The organism is Rhizobium sp. 'Codium 1' (assembly GCF_020889605.1).
In the GTDB taxonomy this organism is placed as follows: domain Bacteria; phylum Pseudomonadota; class Alphaproteobacteria; order Rhizobiales; family Rhizobiaceae; genus Allorhizobium; species Allorhizobium algae.
In genome coordinates this window covers 128,524-142,291 of record NZ_JAJGPW010000003.1, presented here as the reverse complement: position 1 = coordinate 142,291, position 13,768 = coordinate 128,524, and the positions used below count along the sequence as shown (strand labels likewise).

At 61.7% G+C, this 13,768-nt stretch carries 14 protein-coding genes; 12 read left to right on the top strand and 2 right to left on the bottom strand.

Features of this window, described 5'->3' with window-relative positions:
- Window positions 1–15 precede the first annotated feature (15 nt).
- The 7 genes from odhB (at window position 16) to LJE98_RS10110 (ending at window position 5,506) form a co-directional block, all read left to right on the top strand.
- On the top strand, window positions 16–1,248 hold the full coding sequence (gene odhB / locus LJE98_RS10140; RefSeq protein ID WP_229575101.1) for a 2-oxoglutarate dehydrogenase complex dihydrolipoyllysine-residue succinyltransferase: 1,233 nt from the start codon (window positions 16–18) through the stop codon (window positions 1,246–1,248).
- A 12-nt stretch (window positions 1,249–1,260) separates the two neighbouring features.
- Window positions 1,261–1,674 (top strand): MAPEG family protein, encoded by a 414-nt coding sequence (locus tag LJE98_RS10135; RefSeq protein ID WP_229575100.1) that lies wholly within the window; start codon window positions 1,261–1,263, stop codon window positions 1,672–1,674.
- Between the two features lie 8 nt (window positions 1,675–1,682).
- Complete coding sequence (locus tag LJE98_RS10130; RefSeq protein WP_229575099.1) at window positions 1,683–2,177, top strand: hypothetical protein; 495 nt, start codon at window positions 1,683–1,685, stop codon at window positions 2,175–2,177.
- The gene (locus LJE98_RS10125; protein WP_229575098.1) at window positions 2,174–2,923 is read left to right on the top strand and encodes an SDR family oxidoreductase; all 750 of its coding nucleotides are present in this window, start codon (window positions 2,174–2,176) and stop codon (window positions 2,921–2,923) included. Before LJE98_RS10130 ends, LJE98_RS10125 begins: the two co-directional genes overlap by 4 nt.
- A 25-nt stretch (window positions 2,924–2,948) precedes the next feature.
- Complete coding sequence (gene lpdA, locus LJE98_RS10120) at window positions 2,949–4,355, top strand: dihydrolipoyl dehydrogenase (RefSeq protein WP_229575097.1); 1,407 nt, start codon at window positions 2,949–2,951, stop codon at window positions 4,353–4,355.
- Between the two features lie 129 nt (window positions 4,356–4,484).
- Window positions 4,485–4,985, top strand: a complete 501-nt coding sequence (locus tag LJE98_RS10115) for a cytochrome b (RefSeq protein ID WP_229575096.1) — start codon at window positions 4,485–4,487, stop codon at window positions 4,983–4,985.
- Between the two features lie 20 nt (window positions 4,986–5,005).
- Window positions 5,006–5,506, top strand: a complete 501-nt coding sequence (locus LJE98_RS10110; RefSeq protein ID WP_229575095.1) for a DUF2867 domain-containing protein — start codon at window positions 5,006–5,008, stop codon at window positions 5,504–5,506.
- On the opposite strand, the gene LJE98_RS10105 is transcribed toward LJE98_RS10110, so the two are convergent.
- Both LJE98_RS10105 and LJE98_RS10100 read right to left on the bottom strand, forming a co-directional pair.
- The gene (locus LJE98_RS10105; protein WP_229575094.1) at window positions 5,487–6,578 is read right to left on the bottom strand and encodes a TraB/GumN family protein; all 1,092 of its coding nucleotides are present in this window, start codon (window positions 6,576–6,578) and stop codon (window positions 5,487–5,489) included. The genes LJE98_RS10110 and LJE98_RS10105 overlap by 20 nt on opposite strands.
- Before the next feature lie 87 nt (window positions 6,579–6,665).
- Window positions 6,666–7,589 carry a tyrosine recombinase XerC gene (locus tag LJE98_RS10100; RefSeq protein ID WP_229575093.1) on the bottom strand — a complete coding sequence of 308 codons (924 nt, stop codon included), beginning with the start codon at window positions 7,587–7,589 and terminating at the stop codon, window positions 6,666–6,668.
- A 146-nt stretch (window positions 7,590–7,735) separates the two neighbouring features.
- On the opposite strand from LJE98_RS10100, the gene LJE98_RS10095 reads away from it, so the two are divergent.
- From LJE98_RS10095 to atpA, 5 genes are all read left to right on the top strand, one after another.
- Complete coding sequence (locus LJE98_RS10095; RefSeq protein ID WP_229575092.1) at window positions 7,736–8,629, top strand: GNAT family N-acetyltransferase; 894 nt, start codon at window positions 7,736–7,738, stop codon at window positions 8,627–8,629.
- A 60-nt stretch (window positions 8,630–8,689) separates the two neighbouring features.
- Window positions 8,690–10,903: a primosomal protein N' gene (locus LJE98_RS10090; RefSeq protein WP_229575091.1), complete on the top strand. Its 2,214-nt coding sequence runs from the start codon at window positions 8,690–8,692 to the stop codon at window positions 10,901–10,903.
- Window positions 10,904–11,013: 110 nt separating this feature from the next.
- Entirely contained in the window at window positions 11,014–11,397 is a 384-nt protein-coding gene (locus LJE98_RS10085; RefSeq protein ID WP_229575090.1) for a DUF4345 domain-containing protein, read from the top strand.
- Window positions 11,398–11,659: 262 nt separating this feature from the next.
- On the top strand, window positions 11,660–12,226 hold the full coding sequence (locus tag LJE98_RS10080; RefSeq protein ID WP_229575089.1) for a F0F1 ATP synthase subunit delta: 567 nt from the start codon (window positions 11,660–11,662) through the stop codon (window positions 12,224–12,226).
- Window positions 12,226–13,755: a F0F1 ATP synthase subunit alpha gene (gene atpA / locus LJE98_RS10075; RefSeq protein WP_229575088.1), complete on the top strand. Its 1,530-nt coding sequence runs from the start codon at window positions 12,226–12,228 to the stop codon at window positions 13,753–13,755. Before LJE98_RS10080 ends, atpA begins: the two co-directional genes overlap by 1 nt.
- Window positions 13,756–13,768 lie beyond the last annotated feature (13 nt).

The window sequence follows — 13,768 nt, the reverse complement described above, 5'->3', positions numbered from 1 at the left end:
AACGGAATTGAGATCATGGCCACTGAAATCCGCGTACCCACCCTTGGCGAATCCGTCAGCGAAGCCACAATTGGCACCTGGTTCAAGAAGGTCGGTGACACCGTCAAGGCTGACGAACCTCTCGTCGAACTCGAAACCGACAAGGTGACCGTCGAAGTCCCGTCGCCGGTTTCGGGCGTATTGACCGAAATTGTCGCCCAGAACGGCGAAACCGTTGGCCTCGGCGCGCTGCTCGGCCAGATCGCCGAAGGCGCTGCCGGTTCGGCTGGTGCTTCCGCTCCGGCTCCGGCCGCAGCCCCGGCAGCCCCTGCTGCTGCGCCCGCACCCGCTGCGGCCCCTGCGGCAGCTCCCTCGGCCATGCCGGCTGCACCGGCTGCTGCCAAGCTCGCCGCCGACAACAACATCTCGACGTCTGATGTCGATGGCTCTGGCAAGCGTGGCCAGGTGCTGAAGGGCGATGTTCTCGCAGCGATCGCCAAGGGCACGGCAGCCCCGGCCGCTCCTGCAGCCCCGGCTGCTCCGCGTCCGGCCTCGTCGGCCGATGATGCTTCCCGCGAAGAGCGCGTGAAGATGACGCGTCTGCGCCAGACGATCGCCAAGCGCCTCAAGGATGCCCAGAACACGGCCGCCATGCTCACCACCTATAACGAGGTGGACATGAAGGCGGTCATGGACCTGCGCAACCGTTACAAGGACATCTTCGAGAAGAAGCATGGCGTGAAGCTCGGCTTCATGGGCTTCTTCACCAAGGCCGTGACCCATGCCTTGAAGGAACTCCCTGCCGTCAACGCCGAGATCGACGGCACTGACATCATCTACAAGAACTACTGCCATGTCGGCGTTGCCGTCGGCACGGAGAAGGGTCTCGTCGTTCCGGTCGTGCGCGATGCCGACCAGATGTCGATCGCCGAAATCGAGAAGGATATCGGCCGTCTCGGCAAGGCGGCGCGTGATGGCCAGCTCTCCATGGCCGACATGCAGGGCGGTACCTTCACCATCTCGAACGGTGGCGTTTATGGTTCGCTGATGTCCTCGCCGATCCTGAATGCACCGCAGTCGGGTATCCTCGGCATGCACAAGATCCAGGAGCGCCCGGTTGTCGTTGGCGGCCAGATCGTCATCCGTCCGATGATGTATCTCGCGCTCTCCTACGATCACCGCATCGTCGACGGCAAGGAAGCAGTCACCTTCCTCGTCCGCGTCAAGGAAAGCCTTGAGGATCCGGAACGTCTGGTTCTCGATCTCTAAGGAATACTCACGATGGAGCCGGTATCCGCTTCCGCTTCTCCGCTTGTCCTGCTCCTTGCCTGGAGCGTGGTCCTGCTGGTCGCCCATGTCCTGCTTCAGGGTATGTTCGCAACCAAGGAGTTGGGTACGGAGTGGAATGCCGGTCCGCGTGACGGCAACAAGCAGCCGGAGAGCAAGCTCGCCGGCCGCGCGGCGCGTGCATCTTCCAATTTCCGTGAAACCTACCCCGCCTTCATTGCGCTGGCGGCAGGGCTTCTTTTCACGGGCGAGACCTCGGGCCTTGGTCTGACTGGCGCGATCGTCTGGTTTGTCGGACGCATCGTCTACTACCCGCTCTATCTCGCAGGCATTCCCTATATCCGTTCGCTCGTCTGGCTCGGGTCCCTGGCCGGGCTCGGCCTGATGTTCCTCTCGCTGGCGTTTTGAGGTGAGGCATGGGCGCGTCAACCGGAATATCGGTTCTTCTTGCCGCGCTCGCGATCTCTCAAGCGGCGGTGGCCGCTGATTGCCGGATCGAGAAGGCAGTCTATCGCGAGGCCGATACGGGGCTCGAACTGGTCTTCACGGCTGCGAGTGGCGAGAATACACCGGTGACACATGGCTTCTCCACGATGATCGGCACGCTGCAGCTCGATGGCCATGTCATATATGATCCAGAGATTGAACGGCCTGTCGGCATGCTCATGAACGCCTGCCCCGAGGGTGATGTGACGGGCGCAGACATCGCAGCCTGTACGGTCTGGAAGGGCATCATCTATGGGATCGACGAGGCGACGGGCCATGCCGATCTTCTGCCGCCGGAAGGGGCCGAAGCTCCGGACGCCCTTCTGCTGCCTGGTTTCGGTCCATCCGTGCTTGCCTCTTCGGCGGGCAAAGGGCTGGAGGCCGGTCCCTGGGATGTCTTCGAATTCAAGGAGTGCACGCCATGAATTCTCGTAGACTTCTGCTGGTGACGGGTGGCAGTCGTGGCATCGGTGCGGCCGTGTGCGGCAAGGCTGCCGCTCAGGGCTATGACCTCCTGATCAATTACCGCTCCGACAGGGACGCTGCGGAAGCTGTTGCTGCCACTTGCAGCAAGCTTGGTGCCCATGCCGAGATCGTGCAGGGCGATACGGGCACGGAAGAGGGCGTAGCCTCGATCTTCTCCGCTGTCGACCGGATTGGGTCATTGTACGGTCTCGTCAACAATGCCGGCATCGTCGATGTGACGGCTCGGGTCGAGGACTTCGATCGCGCGCGGCTCGACCGCATGTTTGCCGTCAATGTCATCGGCAAGATCCGCTGCGCCACGGAAGCGGTGAAACGCATCTCGACCAGGAATGGCGGGCAGGGTGGCGTGATCGTCAACCTTTCGTCGATCGCGGCCGTGCTTGGTGCACCCGGCCAATATGTGGATTACGCTTCTGCGAAGGGTGCCGTCGATACGTTCACGCTCGGCCTCGCACGCGAGGTCGCGACCGAAGGTATCCGTGTGAATGCGGTCCGACCTGGTATCATCGACACCGAAATTCACGCCTCCGGCGGTCTGCCGAACCGGGCGCGTGACCTCGCTCCGATCGTTCCGATGCAAAGGCCGGGAACGGCGGACGAAGTGGCCGATAGCGTTCTTTATCTCCTCTCGCCTCAGGCATCCTATGTGACGGGTGCCATCTTGAATGTCAGCGGCGGCCGGTAACCGTCGAAAACGAAGGAAGCTTCCCATGTCTTATGATGTCATCGTTATCGGCTCCGGCCCCGGCGGCTATGTCTGCGCCATCAAGGCGGCCCAGCTCGGCCTGAAAGTTGCCGTCGTCGAGAAGCGCCAGACCTATGGCGGCACCTGCCTCAACATTGGCTGCATCCCCTCCAAGGCCCTGCTGCACGCCTCGGAAGTCTTTCACCATGCTGGCCATGGCATGGGTGATCTCGGTGTGGACGTCGGCGCGCCGACGCTGAACCTGCCGAAGATGATGGCGCACAAGGACGCGACCGTGAAGTCGAACGTCGAGGGCGTCGCCTTCCTGTTCAAGAAGAACAAGATCGACGGCATCCAGGGCACAGGCAAGGTTCTTGCCGCCGGCAAGGTCGAAGTCACCAATGACGCAGGTGAAATCCAGGTTCTCGAGACGAAGAATATCGTCATCGCGACCGGTTCCGATGTCGCCGGCATTCCAGGTGTTGCCGTTGATATCGACGAGAAGATCATCGTCTCTTCCACCGGGGGCATCGCGCTCGACAAGGTGCCGGGCAAGATGATCGTCGTCGGCGGCGGTGTCATCGGCCTTGAGCTCGGCTCGGTCTGGTCACGCCTCGGCGCAAAGGTCACTGTAGTCGAATATCTCGACGTCATCCTTGGCGGCATGGACGGCGAAGTCTCCAAGCAGTTCCAGCGCATCCTTGCCAAGCAGGGCATCGAATTCAACCTCGGCGCCAAGGTCACGGGCGTCGAAAAGTCGGGCGAGGGCGCCAAGGTCACGTTCGAGCCGGTCAAGGGTGGCGAGACCCGGACGCTCGAGGCCGACGTCGTTCTGGTGGCCACCGGCCGCAAGCCCTACACCGCTGGCCTTGGCCTCGAAGAAGCAGGCGTTGCCCTCGACAATCGTGGCCGGGTCGAGATCGACGGCCATTATCGCACCAATGTCGCCGGCATTTATGCCATCGGCGATGTGGTCAAGGGTCCGATGCTTGCCCACAAGGCGGAAGATGAAGGCGTGGCTCTCGCCGAAATCCTCGCCGGCCAGCATGGTCACGTGAATTATGACGTCATCCCGGGTGTCGTCTACACGCAGCCGGAAGTCGCCTCCGTCGGCAAGACCGAGGAAGAGCTCAAGGGCGCAGGCGTATCCTACAAGGTCGGCAAATTCCCGTTCTCGGCCAATGGTCGCGCTCGCGCGATGCTTGCCTCCGACGGCTTCGTCAAGGTTCTCGCCGACAAGGATACGGACCGGGTTCTGGGCGTACACATCATCGGCCTCGGTGCCGGCGAGATGATCCACGAAGCCGCCGTGCTGATGGAGTTCGGTGGTTCGTCCGAAGATCTGGGTCGGACCTGCCATGCGCACCCGACCATGTCGGAAGCCGTGAAGGAAGCGGCGCTGGCAACCTTCTTCAAGCCGCTGCATATGTGAGGCGTCGCGACCTGACATAGGTCAATTATTATATTTCGGTAAGGTTGAAGGCCGTTGCTTGTTCCCCGAGCGGCGGCCTTTATCATGTCTGGGCAATGCTTCGCTCGATCCTGACCAAAGGCAAAGACCATGACCACAGCCGCGCCCGCTTCCTACTCCATCCCGCAAAAGGCCCTGCATTGGCTTATGGCCTTGCTCATCCTCTTCAACCTCATCTTCTCTGATGTGATGAAAGAAGTGGCCGAAGCCTATGAGCGTGGCGAGGTTCCATCGCCCGAAGATCTGACCTTCGCCAACATCCATGCCTATGCCGGTATCATGGTCCTCTGTCTCGGATTGCTTCGGCTCGGTCTGAGGCTGGTCAAGGGCGCGCCGGCCGCTCCGCCGGAAGAACCGCCAGTCCTACGTCTTGCCGCCAAGCTGGCGCATGGCACGTTCTACGCTCTCTTCTTCCTGCTGCCGCTGAGCGGGATCGGCGCCTACTATTTTGCCAATGAAACGGCCGGCTTCGTGCATGGCGGACCCTTGAAGGCCCTGATGTGGCTTTTGATCGCGGTGCATATCCTGGCGCTTCTGGTACACCAGTTCTACTGGAAAACGCCGGTCGCATCGCGCATGAGCCGGGGCTGATCGCAAATCGGGGAAAGCAGATGGTTGTGGTTTCGAAGCAGAAGGTCGAGCTACCCCATCCGGATCTTGCAGAGGCCGACTGGGCGGACAGCTATAGCGTGAGGCTCGACCGAGCCGATCTCGATCCGATGCAAGTCGCCACGGCTCTCATGGGTCGAGCGCCCAGATGGGTCACTGCACTTCTTGGGATCCGCAACCGGATCGTCGGTCTCTTCGGCCTAAAATCGGCGGAACTCGCGTTGAGCGATCAGGACATGATCGGCGGCTTTCCGGTCATCGCGCATGACCACGAGCGCGTGGTTCTCGGATTCAACGACAAACATCTCGATTTCCGGATCATCGTGTCGGTCGAGCCTGAAGCCGCTGCCCACCAGCACGTCTCACTGACGACGCTGGTCAGGCGGCACAATCTGTTCGGCCGGCTCTACATTCTCGCCGTCACGCCGTTCCACAAGCTGATCGTGAAGACCTTCCTCAAACGATTTGCCGCTTCGTTCGACCTCAGCCGTCGACCCGCGTGACGGTATAGCCTTGGCGGCGGATGAGTTCGACGAGACCTTCCTCACCCGGCAGATGCAGTGCGCCGACAGCGATGAAGGCATTGCCCTTTTCCAGATGCGGCTTGCTGCCATCTGCCATGACAAGATTGCGGTCGCGGACGATGCGGCTCTCGAAGGCGGCATAGGCGCTTTCATCTTCTTCGCCGGGCGACGGGGCAACGGTCTTCAGCATCGGCATTGTCATGCCGATCTCACCCGCAAGATAAAGCTCGGTCATCGTCTCGATGACGTCTTCCATCTTGTCGCCGAGCTCGATCGTCTCGATCAGGGCCTTGAAGTGGAAATCGACCGGCAGGTCTGCCATGGCTTCGAGTTGCTCGACGAGGCTCTCGAGGCCCGCCACCGGCTTGCCGGCCTTGACGGCGTCCTCGGCGATCTGCTTGTCGAGGAAGGAGGCGCCAGCTGCCTTGCGTGACATCTCGCAGGCGGGCAAGGCCACGAAGCTTGCGAGGATCCAGGGCTTCATCTTGGCGACGGCGCCGAGGGCCAGACCACGTTGCCTTAGGCCGGACTCCAGCTTCTCCAGATCGGCGGCGTCGAGGTGATCCTTTACGGATTTGCCATCGGTGAACATGGTCAGTTCGGGATGCATCAGGAGGGAGGCCGCAGCCTTCTTCTCGTCGAGGATCTCGTCTGACTCGATGACGACCACATCGGCCGCGGCCGTTGCTTCTCGAGCGCCTTTCGGCATGGTGAGAACGCGAGGATCGGTGACGTGCATGGTGCCGAGCAGGTAGGACGGCTTCAAGCCCTGCTTTTCGATCTTCCAAAAGATGCCCTGACCATTCGCCACCTTGGCTGCTTCCGCGCGGATCGCTGCCAGTTCCTCGGGGTTCTCCTTTTCCATTGTCACGAGCAGGTTCTCGCCGTGGCATGCGATATCCGAGGCGCGGGCAGGGACAATTGTCAGAAGGGTGGCGACCAGCAGGGCCAGGAACGCCAGAGGCAGTGCGCCGGTGATCCAGAGAACCATCTCCGAGATCGAAGGGCGCGGCAGGTTCGGCCGCAGCGAGAAAAGGCGGTGGGCGTTCATGTCATCTCCTGTCACAAGCGATGAGAATAGGAGAGTGCGCCCTCACGTTCGATTAAGGATCTTGGTTAACGGCGGATCTGGGACGCTTCAGGCGCGCGGATGGGCACGGTCATAGATGTCGAGAAGCCGCGCGCTGTCGACGCCGGTATAGATCTGCGTGGTCGACAGGCTCGCATGGCCGAGCAGTTCCTGGATCGTCCGGAGGTCGCCACCACTGCCCAGAAGATGCGTCGCGAAGGAATGGCGCAGGGCGTGCGGCGTTGCCGAATCGGGCAGGCCGAGCGCCGAGCGCAGCTTCTGCATGTCGCGCTGGATGATCGCTGGCTGCAAGGGCCCGCCCCGCGCACCACGGAAGAGGGGAGCATCGGCTTCAAGGTGATACGGGCAAAGCTTGTAATAGGTTTCCACCGCTTCGGTCACGACGGGAAGCAACGGCACGAGCCGCATCTTGCCACCTTTTCCCGTGATGCGCAGGCTGGTCGGCCTGCCCTGAAAAGCGTTGGGCGTGAGCCCGAGTGCTTCGGAGATGCGAAGACCGCAGCCGTAGAGCAGGGACAGCACTGCTGCGTCGCGGGCAGCTAGCCAGGGTTCGTCATGCATCTGGGTGTCGATTGCGACCACCGCGAGCGCCTGGCGGCCACTCAGTGGCTTGGGCAGGGATTTCGGCTGCTTCGGTGAGCGGATCGCGCTTGCACCCGCCGCATTCACCAATCCCTTGCGTTCCAGATGGCGCAGGAAGGAGCGCAGGCCTGCCAGATGTCGACCGAGCGATCGGGCACCGGCACCTTCCTTGCGACGCTGGGCGAGGAAGCCGCGCAGATCCGCCGGCCGCAGAGCCTTGATGTCGTCGATCTGCACGGTGCCGCCGACATGGGCGGAGAGAAATTGCAGGAACTGGCGTGTGTCACGCTCATAGGCATCAAGCGTGTTGCCCGACAGACGGCGCTCTGCGCCAAGGCTTTCCAGCCAGGCGGCACGTTCGCCGAGAAGTTTTTCATCTGCCGGGATCAATTGCGCGCCTTTTGCGTTGTTGGCTGTTGGCAACCCCACCCACGATGGCGCGGGAGGGTTAACGAAAGACAAATGCCGGGGCCTGTCATGAACGGATCACAAATGGCTGCCAGAACGCCTCTGGATCTCTGGCGAGGTATTTGCTGATGCGCCGCTCTCCCGTCTCTACCTTTGCTAGCGTTACCGACACCTTGTCGCTTCTTTCTCAAGGTCGCCCCGGACATATTGTCGACACGCTGATTGCCGAGCGTGGGCAAAGGCTCGTCGAGCACCCTCTCTGGCCAGCCATGCGGCCTTTCCTCTACAGCGTGCTTCGCTACGACAAGGCAATCCAGTTTGCCAATGACGTGGCCAACCTTCCCGGACCGCAGGTCTTCGACTATCTGAGTGCTGCGCTTGGCCTCGATATCCAGGTGCGACATGCAGATCGCATTCCCTCGTCCGGCGGATTCATTCTGGTCAGCAACCATCCCACAGGCATTGCCGATGGCGTGGCGATGTATGATCTGCTCAAGGGCTGTCGCCCGGACATGACCTTCTTTGCCAACCGGGATGCCGTCAGGGTCAATCCCCGCCTGGCCGAGATCATCATTCCAGTCGAGTGGCGCGAGGAGCACAAGTCGAAGCTCAAGGCACGCGAAACGCTCAAGCTCACCACGCGCGCAGTCGAAGAGGGGCGCGCCACGATCCTCTTTCCCTCGGGTCGAATCGCCTACTGGGACGAGGGTCGGCTCAACGAACGGCCGTGGAAGACTTCTGCCATCTCGCTTGCGCGCAAATACAATCTGCCGATCCTCCCGGTAAACATGAAGGCCCGCAATTCCGGGCTGTTCTACTGGTTCGCCCGCTGGTCGACGGAACTGCGCGATATGACCGTCTTCTACGAGCTTTTGAACAAGCGCGGCGGTCGCTTCGATTTCACCGTCGGCAATCTTATTCCGGTCGAGGCGCTCGACGGTGATCCCGCCGAGGTGACCAAGGCGCTGGAAGACTTCACGGTCCATCAACTGCCAGCCTATCCCAACCGCAGTTTCCGCTGATCTCTCCACCCGCATAAAGGCGGTTTTCTTTCCGATCCTCAGGGGGCAAGTTGCAGCCCGATGAAGGACGATTCGAAAAGCCTGTTCGGGGAACTGTTCGAGATGCCGCGCCGCAAGGTGGTGCCGGTGCTCGTCCCCATGCCCGCGCCGACGGCTTATAGCTATGCGGTGCCGGACGGCCTGACGGTGGAGCCAGGCGCCATCGTGCAGGTGCCGCTCGGGCCAAGACAGGTGATCGGCGTGGTCTGGGATGGCGGCGAGGGGGCGTCCGTCGATCCGAAGAAGCTGCGGGAAATCACCAAGGTCTTCGATTGCCCGCCGCTGGACCAGCACATGCGCACCTTCCTCGACTGGGTGGCTGCCTATACGCTTTCTCCACCCGGTTATGTGGCCCGCATGGCGCTTCGCGCGCCAGCAGCCTTCGATCCCGAGCCGATGATCGAGGGGCTGCGCTATGCCGGCTACCAGCCGGAGCGTTTGACGCCGGCGCGGCAAAAGGTGCTGGAACTCGCCTCTGACGGTCTTTCATGGACGAAGAGCGGGCTTGCCCATGCCAGCGGTGTCTCGACGAGCGTCATTGACGGTCTGCTCAAGCAGGGCGTGTTTGAACAGGTCTTCCTGCCCCCGCCGCCGCTGGTCGCTCCTCCCGATCCTGATTATGCACAACACAGGCTGGCCGGGCCGCAGAAGGAGGCGGCCGACGAAATCCTCCAGAGCCTGCACAAGGGTGGCTTTGCCGTCTCCCTGATCGATGGCGTGACGGGCTCGGGCAAGACGGAGGTCTATTTCGAGGCAATTGCCGAGACGCTGAAACAAGGCAAACAGGTGCTGATCCTGCTGCCGGAAATTGCGCTCACCGCCAATTTCCTCGAGCGTTTCCAGGATCGGTTCGGCGCAAAGCCCGGCGAATGGCATTCCGATCTTGCGACCCGCACGCGTGAAAAGGTCTGGCGTCAGGTCGCGACCGGGGAGATCCGGGTTGTGGCCGGCGCGCGCTCGGCGCTTTTCCTGCCCTTCGAGAACCTCGGGCTCATCATCGTCGACGAAGAGCATGATCCGGCCTTCAAGCAGGAAGATCGCGTCTTCTACAATGCGCGCGACATGGCGGTGGTCAGGGCGCGAATCGCGGACTTCCCCGTCGTGCTTGTCTCGGCGACGCCGTCTGTCGAGAGCCAGGTCAACTGCATCTCCGGACGCTACACGCGCATTCATCTGCCGACACGCTTTGCAGACGCTGCGATGCCGGACCTGCATCTCATCGACATGCGGCGTGCTCCGCCGGAGCGAGGCGGCTTTCTCTCGCCGATCCTTCTGCGCTCTGTCGGCAAGGCCGTCGAGCGGGGAGAACAGGCACTACTCTTCCTCAATCGGCGGGGCTATGCGCCGCTGACGCTGTGCCGGGTCTGCGGCCACCGCTTCCAGTGCCCGCAATGTTCGAGCTGGCTCGTCGAGCACCGCTTTCGTGGCCAGATCCAGTGCCATCAGTGCGGCTATCACGAGCCGACACCCAACGCCTGCCCGGAATGCGGGACGCTCGATCATCTCGTCGCCTGCGGGCCGGGCGTGGAGCGGATCGCGGAAGAAGTGGAAAAGCACTTCCCCGAGGCGCGGACGCTGGTGCTCTCTTCCGACATCGGCGGTGTGAAACGGTTGAGGCTTGAGCTCGAGGCGATCGCCAATGGCGAGGCAGACATCGTCATCGGCACGCAGCTCGTCGCCAAGGGGCACAATTTTCCGCTGATGACCCTGGTCGGAATCATCGATGCCGATATCGGCCTGTCGAACGGGGATCCCCGCGCCGCCGAGCGAACCTTTCAGCTGCTCTCGCAGGTCACGGGCCGTGCCGGTCGCACGGGGCGCAAGAGTCTCGGACTTCTGCAGACCTTCCAGCCGCAGCATCCCGTGATGCAGGCGATCGTCTCGGGTGATGCTGCGGCCTTCTATGAACGCGAGATCAGCGAGCGCGAGCGGGCGCAGTTGCCGCCATTCGGCAGACTGGTCTCCATCATCGTCTCCGCGGATACGCGCGCAGAGGCCGAGGGGCATGCGCGCGGACTCCGCCAGGCTGCGCCGCAGGAAAACGGGATCATGATCCTCGGACCCGCCGAAGCACCACTTGCTCTCATTCGTGGCCGGCATCGCTTCCGGCTGTTGGTGCATGGGCGCCGCAACAGCGACATGCAGGCCTTCGTGCACAGCATGCTGCAGCGCGGGCCGAAAGAGCGGCGCTCGATCCAGGTGCAGGTGGATGTCGATCCCCAAAGCTTCCTTTGAGTCGTTTGACCCGGCCGGATGCGCCGGTTTCATTCTGACGCGCAAGGGCCATACCGCGACCGTCCATTTCGTGCCATAAGCCACCCGGTTTCTTTCACGCGGGTTGATCCATGGAATTCTACTTTCCCACTGAACTTGGCGAGCAAATGGCCTTCCTCGCCGCTGCGACTGCTGCCCTCATCGGATGCGTCGTGCTTTTCGCTCCCGGCCTGACGCTCAAGGCGCTCGCCCTGACGGCGAACGAGGGGCGTCCCGAGGGCCTGAGTGCGGTGCGCTCTGCCGGCGGCATGGTCGTCGGCTTTGCCGGAACGGCATTGCTCCTCGCACAGCCGACCGTCTATCTGGCTTTTGGTGCTGCCGTCGGCCTATCGGCCTTTGCCCGCATCCTTTCCATCATGTCCGATCAAGGCGGCACCTGGCGCAATATTCTCCTTCTGGTTGTGCAAACCGCCATCGCATCTCTGACGCTCGGTTATGTCTTTGGTCTGACTTAAGATCGGTTTGCGGCCGCAGCAGCGGCCCATCTCGTCGAATTGACTCGGTTTCGGACAAAAAAACGCAGCCGGGCCTTGCTCTCAAGGAGCAAACCTTTAATACGCGTGTTGCGAGTCTAGACCTGCTATGCTAGACGAACCGCGAAATTCGGAAAACGCAAGCACTAGACGCTTGTGTTTTTGGGGAAAACAAAACGATATCAGGAGTTTGAGAGGCCTCTTTCGAGGTGTCCGGCTACCTGGATCCAGATCAGGGAATTTTTTGCCCGTGGCAGACGCATCCCAAGTGATTTCAGGCGTGGCGGAGCGTTACGCATCGTCGCTTTTCGAGCTTGCGCTCGAAGCTGGCGCTATCGACGCCGTCGCTGCCGATCTCAGCCGCTTCCAGGCGATGATCGACGAGAGCGACGATCTGAAGCGCCTCGTACAGTCGCCTGTCTTCACGGCTGAAGACCAGGTCAAGGCCATTGGCGCGCTCGGCGAAAAGGCCGGTTTCAGCGCTATGGTGTTGAACTTCCTGAAGGTCGTCGCAAGCAATCGCCGCCTGTTTGCCGCTCCCGGCATGGTGGCTGCCTATCGCCAGGCTGTTGCCCGCCACAAGGGCGAGCTCACGGCTGACGTCACCACAGCTCATGCCCTGTCGGCTGAGCAGGAAACTGAACTGAAAGCGGCGCTGAAGAGCGTCACCGGCAAGGAAGTCTCGATCTCCGTTACGGTCGATCCCTCCCTGCTCGGCGGCCTGATCGTGAAGGTCGGCTCGCGCCAGATCGACACGTCTCTTCGCACCAAACTTTCCACCCTTAAGCTTGCACTGAAAGAGGTTGGCTGATGGATATCCGCGCCGCGGAAATTTCCGCAATTCTGAAAGATCAAATCAAGAACTTCGGCAAAGAGGCAGAAGTCTCCGAAGTCGGTCAGGTTCTGTCCGTCGGTGACGGTATCGCCCGCGTCTACGGCCTCGACAACGTCCAGGCCGGCGAAATGGTCGAGTTCCCAGGCGGCATCCGCGGCATGGCGCTGAACCTCGAAGCCGACAATGTCGGTGTGGTTCTCTTCGGCGCAGACCGTGGCATCAAGGAAGGCGACATCGTCAAGCGGACCGGCGCCATCGTCGACGTTCCGGTTGGTCCGGAACTGCTTGGCCGCGTCGTTGACGCGCTCGGCAACCCGATCGACGGCAAGGGCCCGATCAATGCTGCGAAGCGTTCGCGCGTTGACGTCAAGGCTCCCGGCATCATCCCGCGCAAATCGGTTCACGAGCCGATGTCGACCGGCCTCAAGGCCATCGACGCCCTGATCCCGGTTGGCCGCGGTCAGCGCGAGCTCGTTATCGGTGACCGTCAGACCGGCAAGACCGCCATCATTCTCGACACCTTCCTTAACCAGAAGGCTGTGCACGACAACGGTCCGGAAAACGAAAAGCTGTACTGCGTTTACGTGGCTATCGGCCAGAAACGCTCGACCGTTGCTCAGTTCGTCAAGGTTCTCGAAGAGCGTGGCGCACTGCAGTACTCGATCATCATCGCGGCGACCGCGTCCGATCCGGCTCCGATGCAGTACCTGGCTCCGTTTGCCGGTTGCGCCATGGGCGAATACTTCCGTGACAACGGCATGCATGCCCTGATCGCCTATGACGACCTGTCCAAGCAGGCTGTTGCTTACCGCCAGATGTCGCTTCTGCTGCGCCGTCCTCCGGGCCGCGAAGCCTATCCGGGCGACGTCTTCTACCTGCATTCGCGTCTTCTCGAGCGCGCTGCAAAGATGGGCGATGCTGCCGGTGCCGGCTCGCTGACCGCTCTGCCGGTCATCGAAACCCAGGGTAACGACGTTTCGGCCTTCATTCCGACCAACGTGATCTCGATCACCGACGGCCAGATCTTCCTTGAAACCGACCTGTTCTATCAGGGTATTCGTCCGGCCGTTAACGTCGGTCTGTCGGTTTCGCGCGTTGGTTCTGCCGCTCAGATCAAGGCGATGAAGCAGGTTGCCGGTTCGATCAAGGGCGAGCTTGCCCAGTATCGCGAAATGGCCGCCTTCGCGCAGTTCGGTTCCGACCTCGACGCCGCCACCCAGCGTTTGCTCAATCGTGGTGCGCGCCTGACGGAACTCCTGAAGCAGCAGCAGTTCTCGCCGCTGAAGACGGAAGAACAGGTTGCGGTCATCTTCGCTGGCGTCAACGGCTATCTCGACAAGATCGCGGTCAGCCAGGTTGGCAAGTTCGAACAGGGCCTGCTCTCCTACCTCCATTCGGAAGGCAAGGCCATTCTCGATGCCATCCGCACCGACAAGGCGATCAGCGACGATACCAAGGGCAAGCTCAAGGCGGCTCTCGATAGCTTCGCGAAGAACTTCGCCTAATTCAGGCTCAAGC

Bases quoted from the DNA above. Each gene is read 5' to 3' on its own strand.
- LJE98_RS10125 (WP_229575098.1), top strand. From the start codon at position 2,174: ATGAATTCTCGTAGACTTCTGCTGGTGACGGGTGGCAGTCGTGGCATC.
- LJE98_RS10110 (WP_229575095.1), top strand. From the start codon at position 5,006: ATGGTTGTGGTTTCGAAGCAGAAGGTCGAGCTACCCCATCCGGATCTT.
- lpdA (WP_229575097.1), top strand. From the start codon at position 2,949: ATGTCTTATGATGTCATCGTTATCGGCTCCGGCCCCGGCGGCTATGTC.
- atpA (WP_229575088.1), top strand. From the start codon at position 12,226: ATGGATATCCGCGCCGCGGAAATTTCCGCAATTCTGAAAGATCAAATC.
- LJE98_RS10090 (WP_229575091.1), top strand. From the start codon at position 8,690: ATGAAGGACGATTCGAAAAGCCTGTTCGGGGAACTGTTCGAGATGCCG.
- LJE98_RS10135 (WP_229575100.1), top strand. From the start codon at position 1,261: ATGGAGCCGGTATCCGCTTCCGCTTCTCCGCTTGTCCTGCTCCTTGCC.
- LJE98_RS10115 (WP_229575096.1), top strand. From the start codon at position 4,485: ATGACCACAGCCGCGCCCGCTTCCTACTCCATCCCGCAAAAGGCCCTG.
- LJE98_RS10130 (WP_229575099.1), top strand. From the start codon at position 1,683: ATGGGCGCGTCAACCGGAATATCGGTTCTTCTTGCCGCGCTCGCGATC.
- LJE98_RS10105 (WP_229575094.1), bottom strand. From the start codon at position 6,578: ATGAACGCCCACCGCCTTTTCTCGCTGCGGCCGAACCTGCCGCGCCCT.
- LJE98_RS10095 (WP_229575092.1), top strand. From the start codon at position 7,736: ATGCGCCGCTCTCCCGTCTCTACCTTTGCTAGCGTTACCGACACCTTG.
- odhB (WP_229575101.1), top strand. From the start codon at position 16: ATGGCCACTGAAATCCGCGTACCCACCCTTGGCGAATCCGTCAGCGAA.
- LJE98_RS10085 (WP_229575090.1), top strand. From the start codon at position 11,014: ATGGAATTCTACTTTCCCACTGAACTTGGCGAGCAAATGGCCTTCCTC.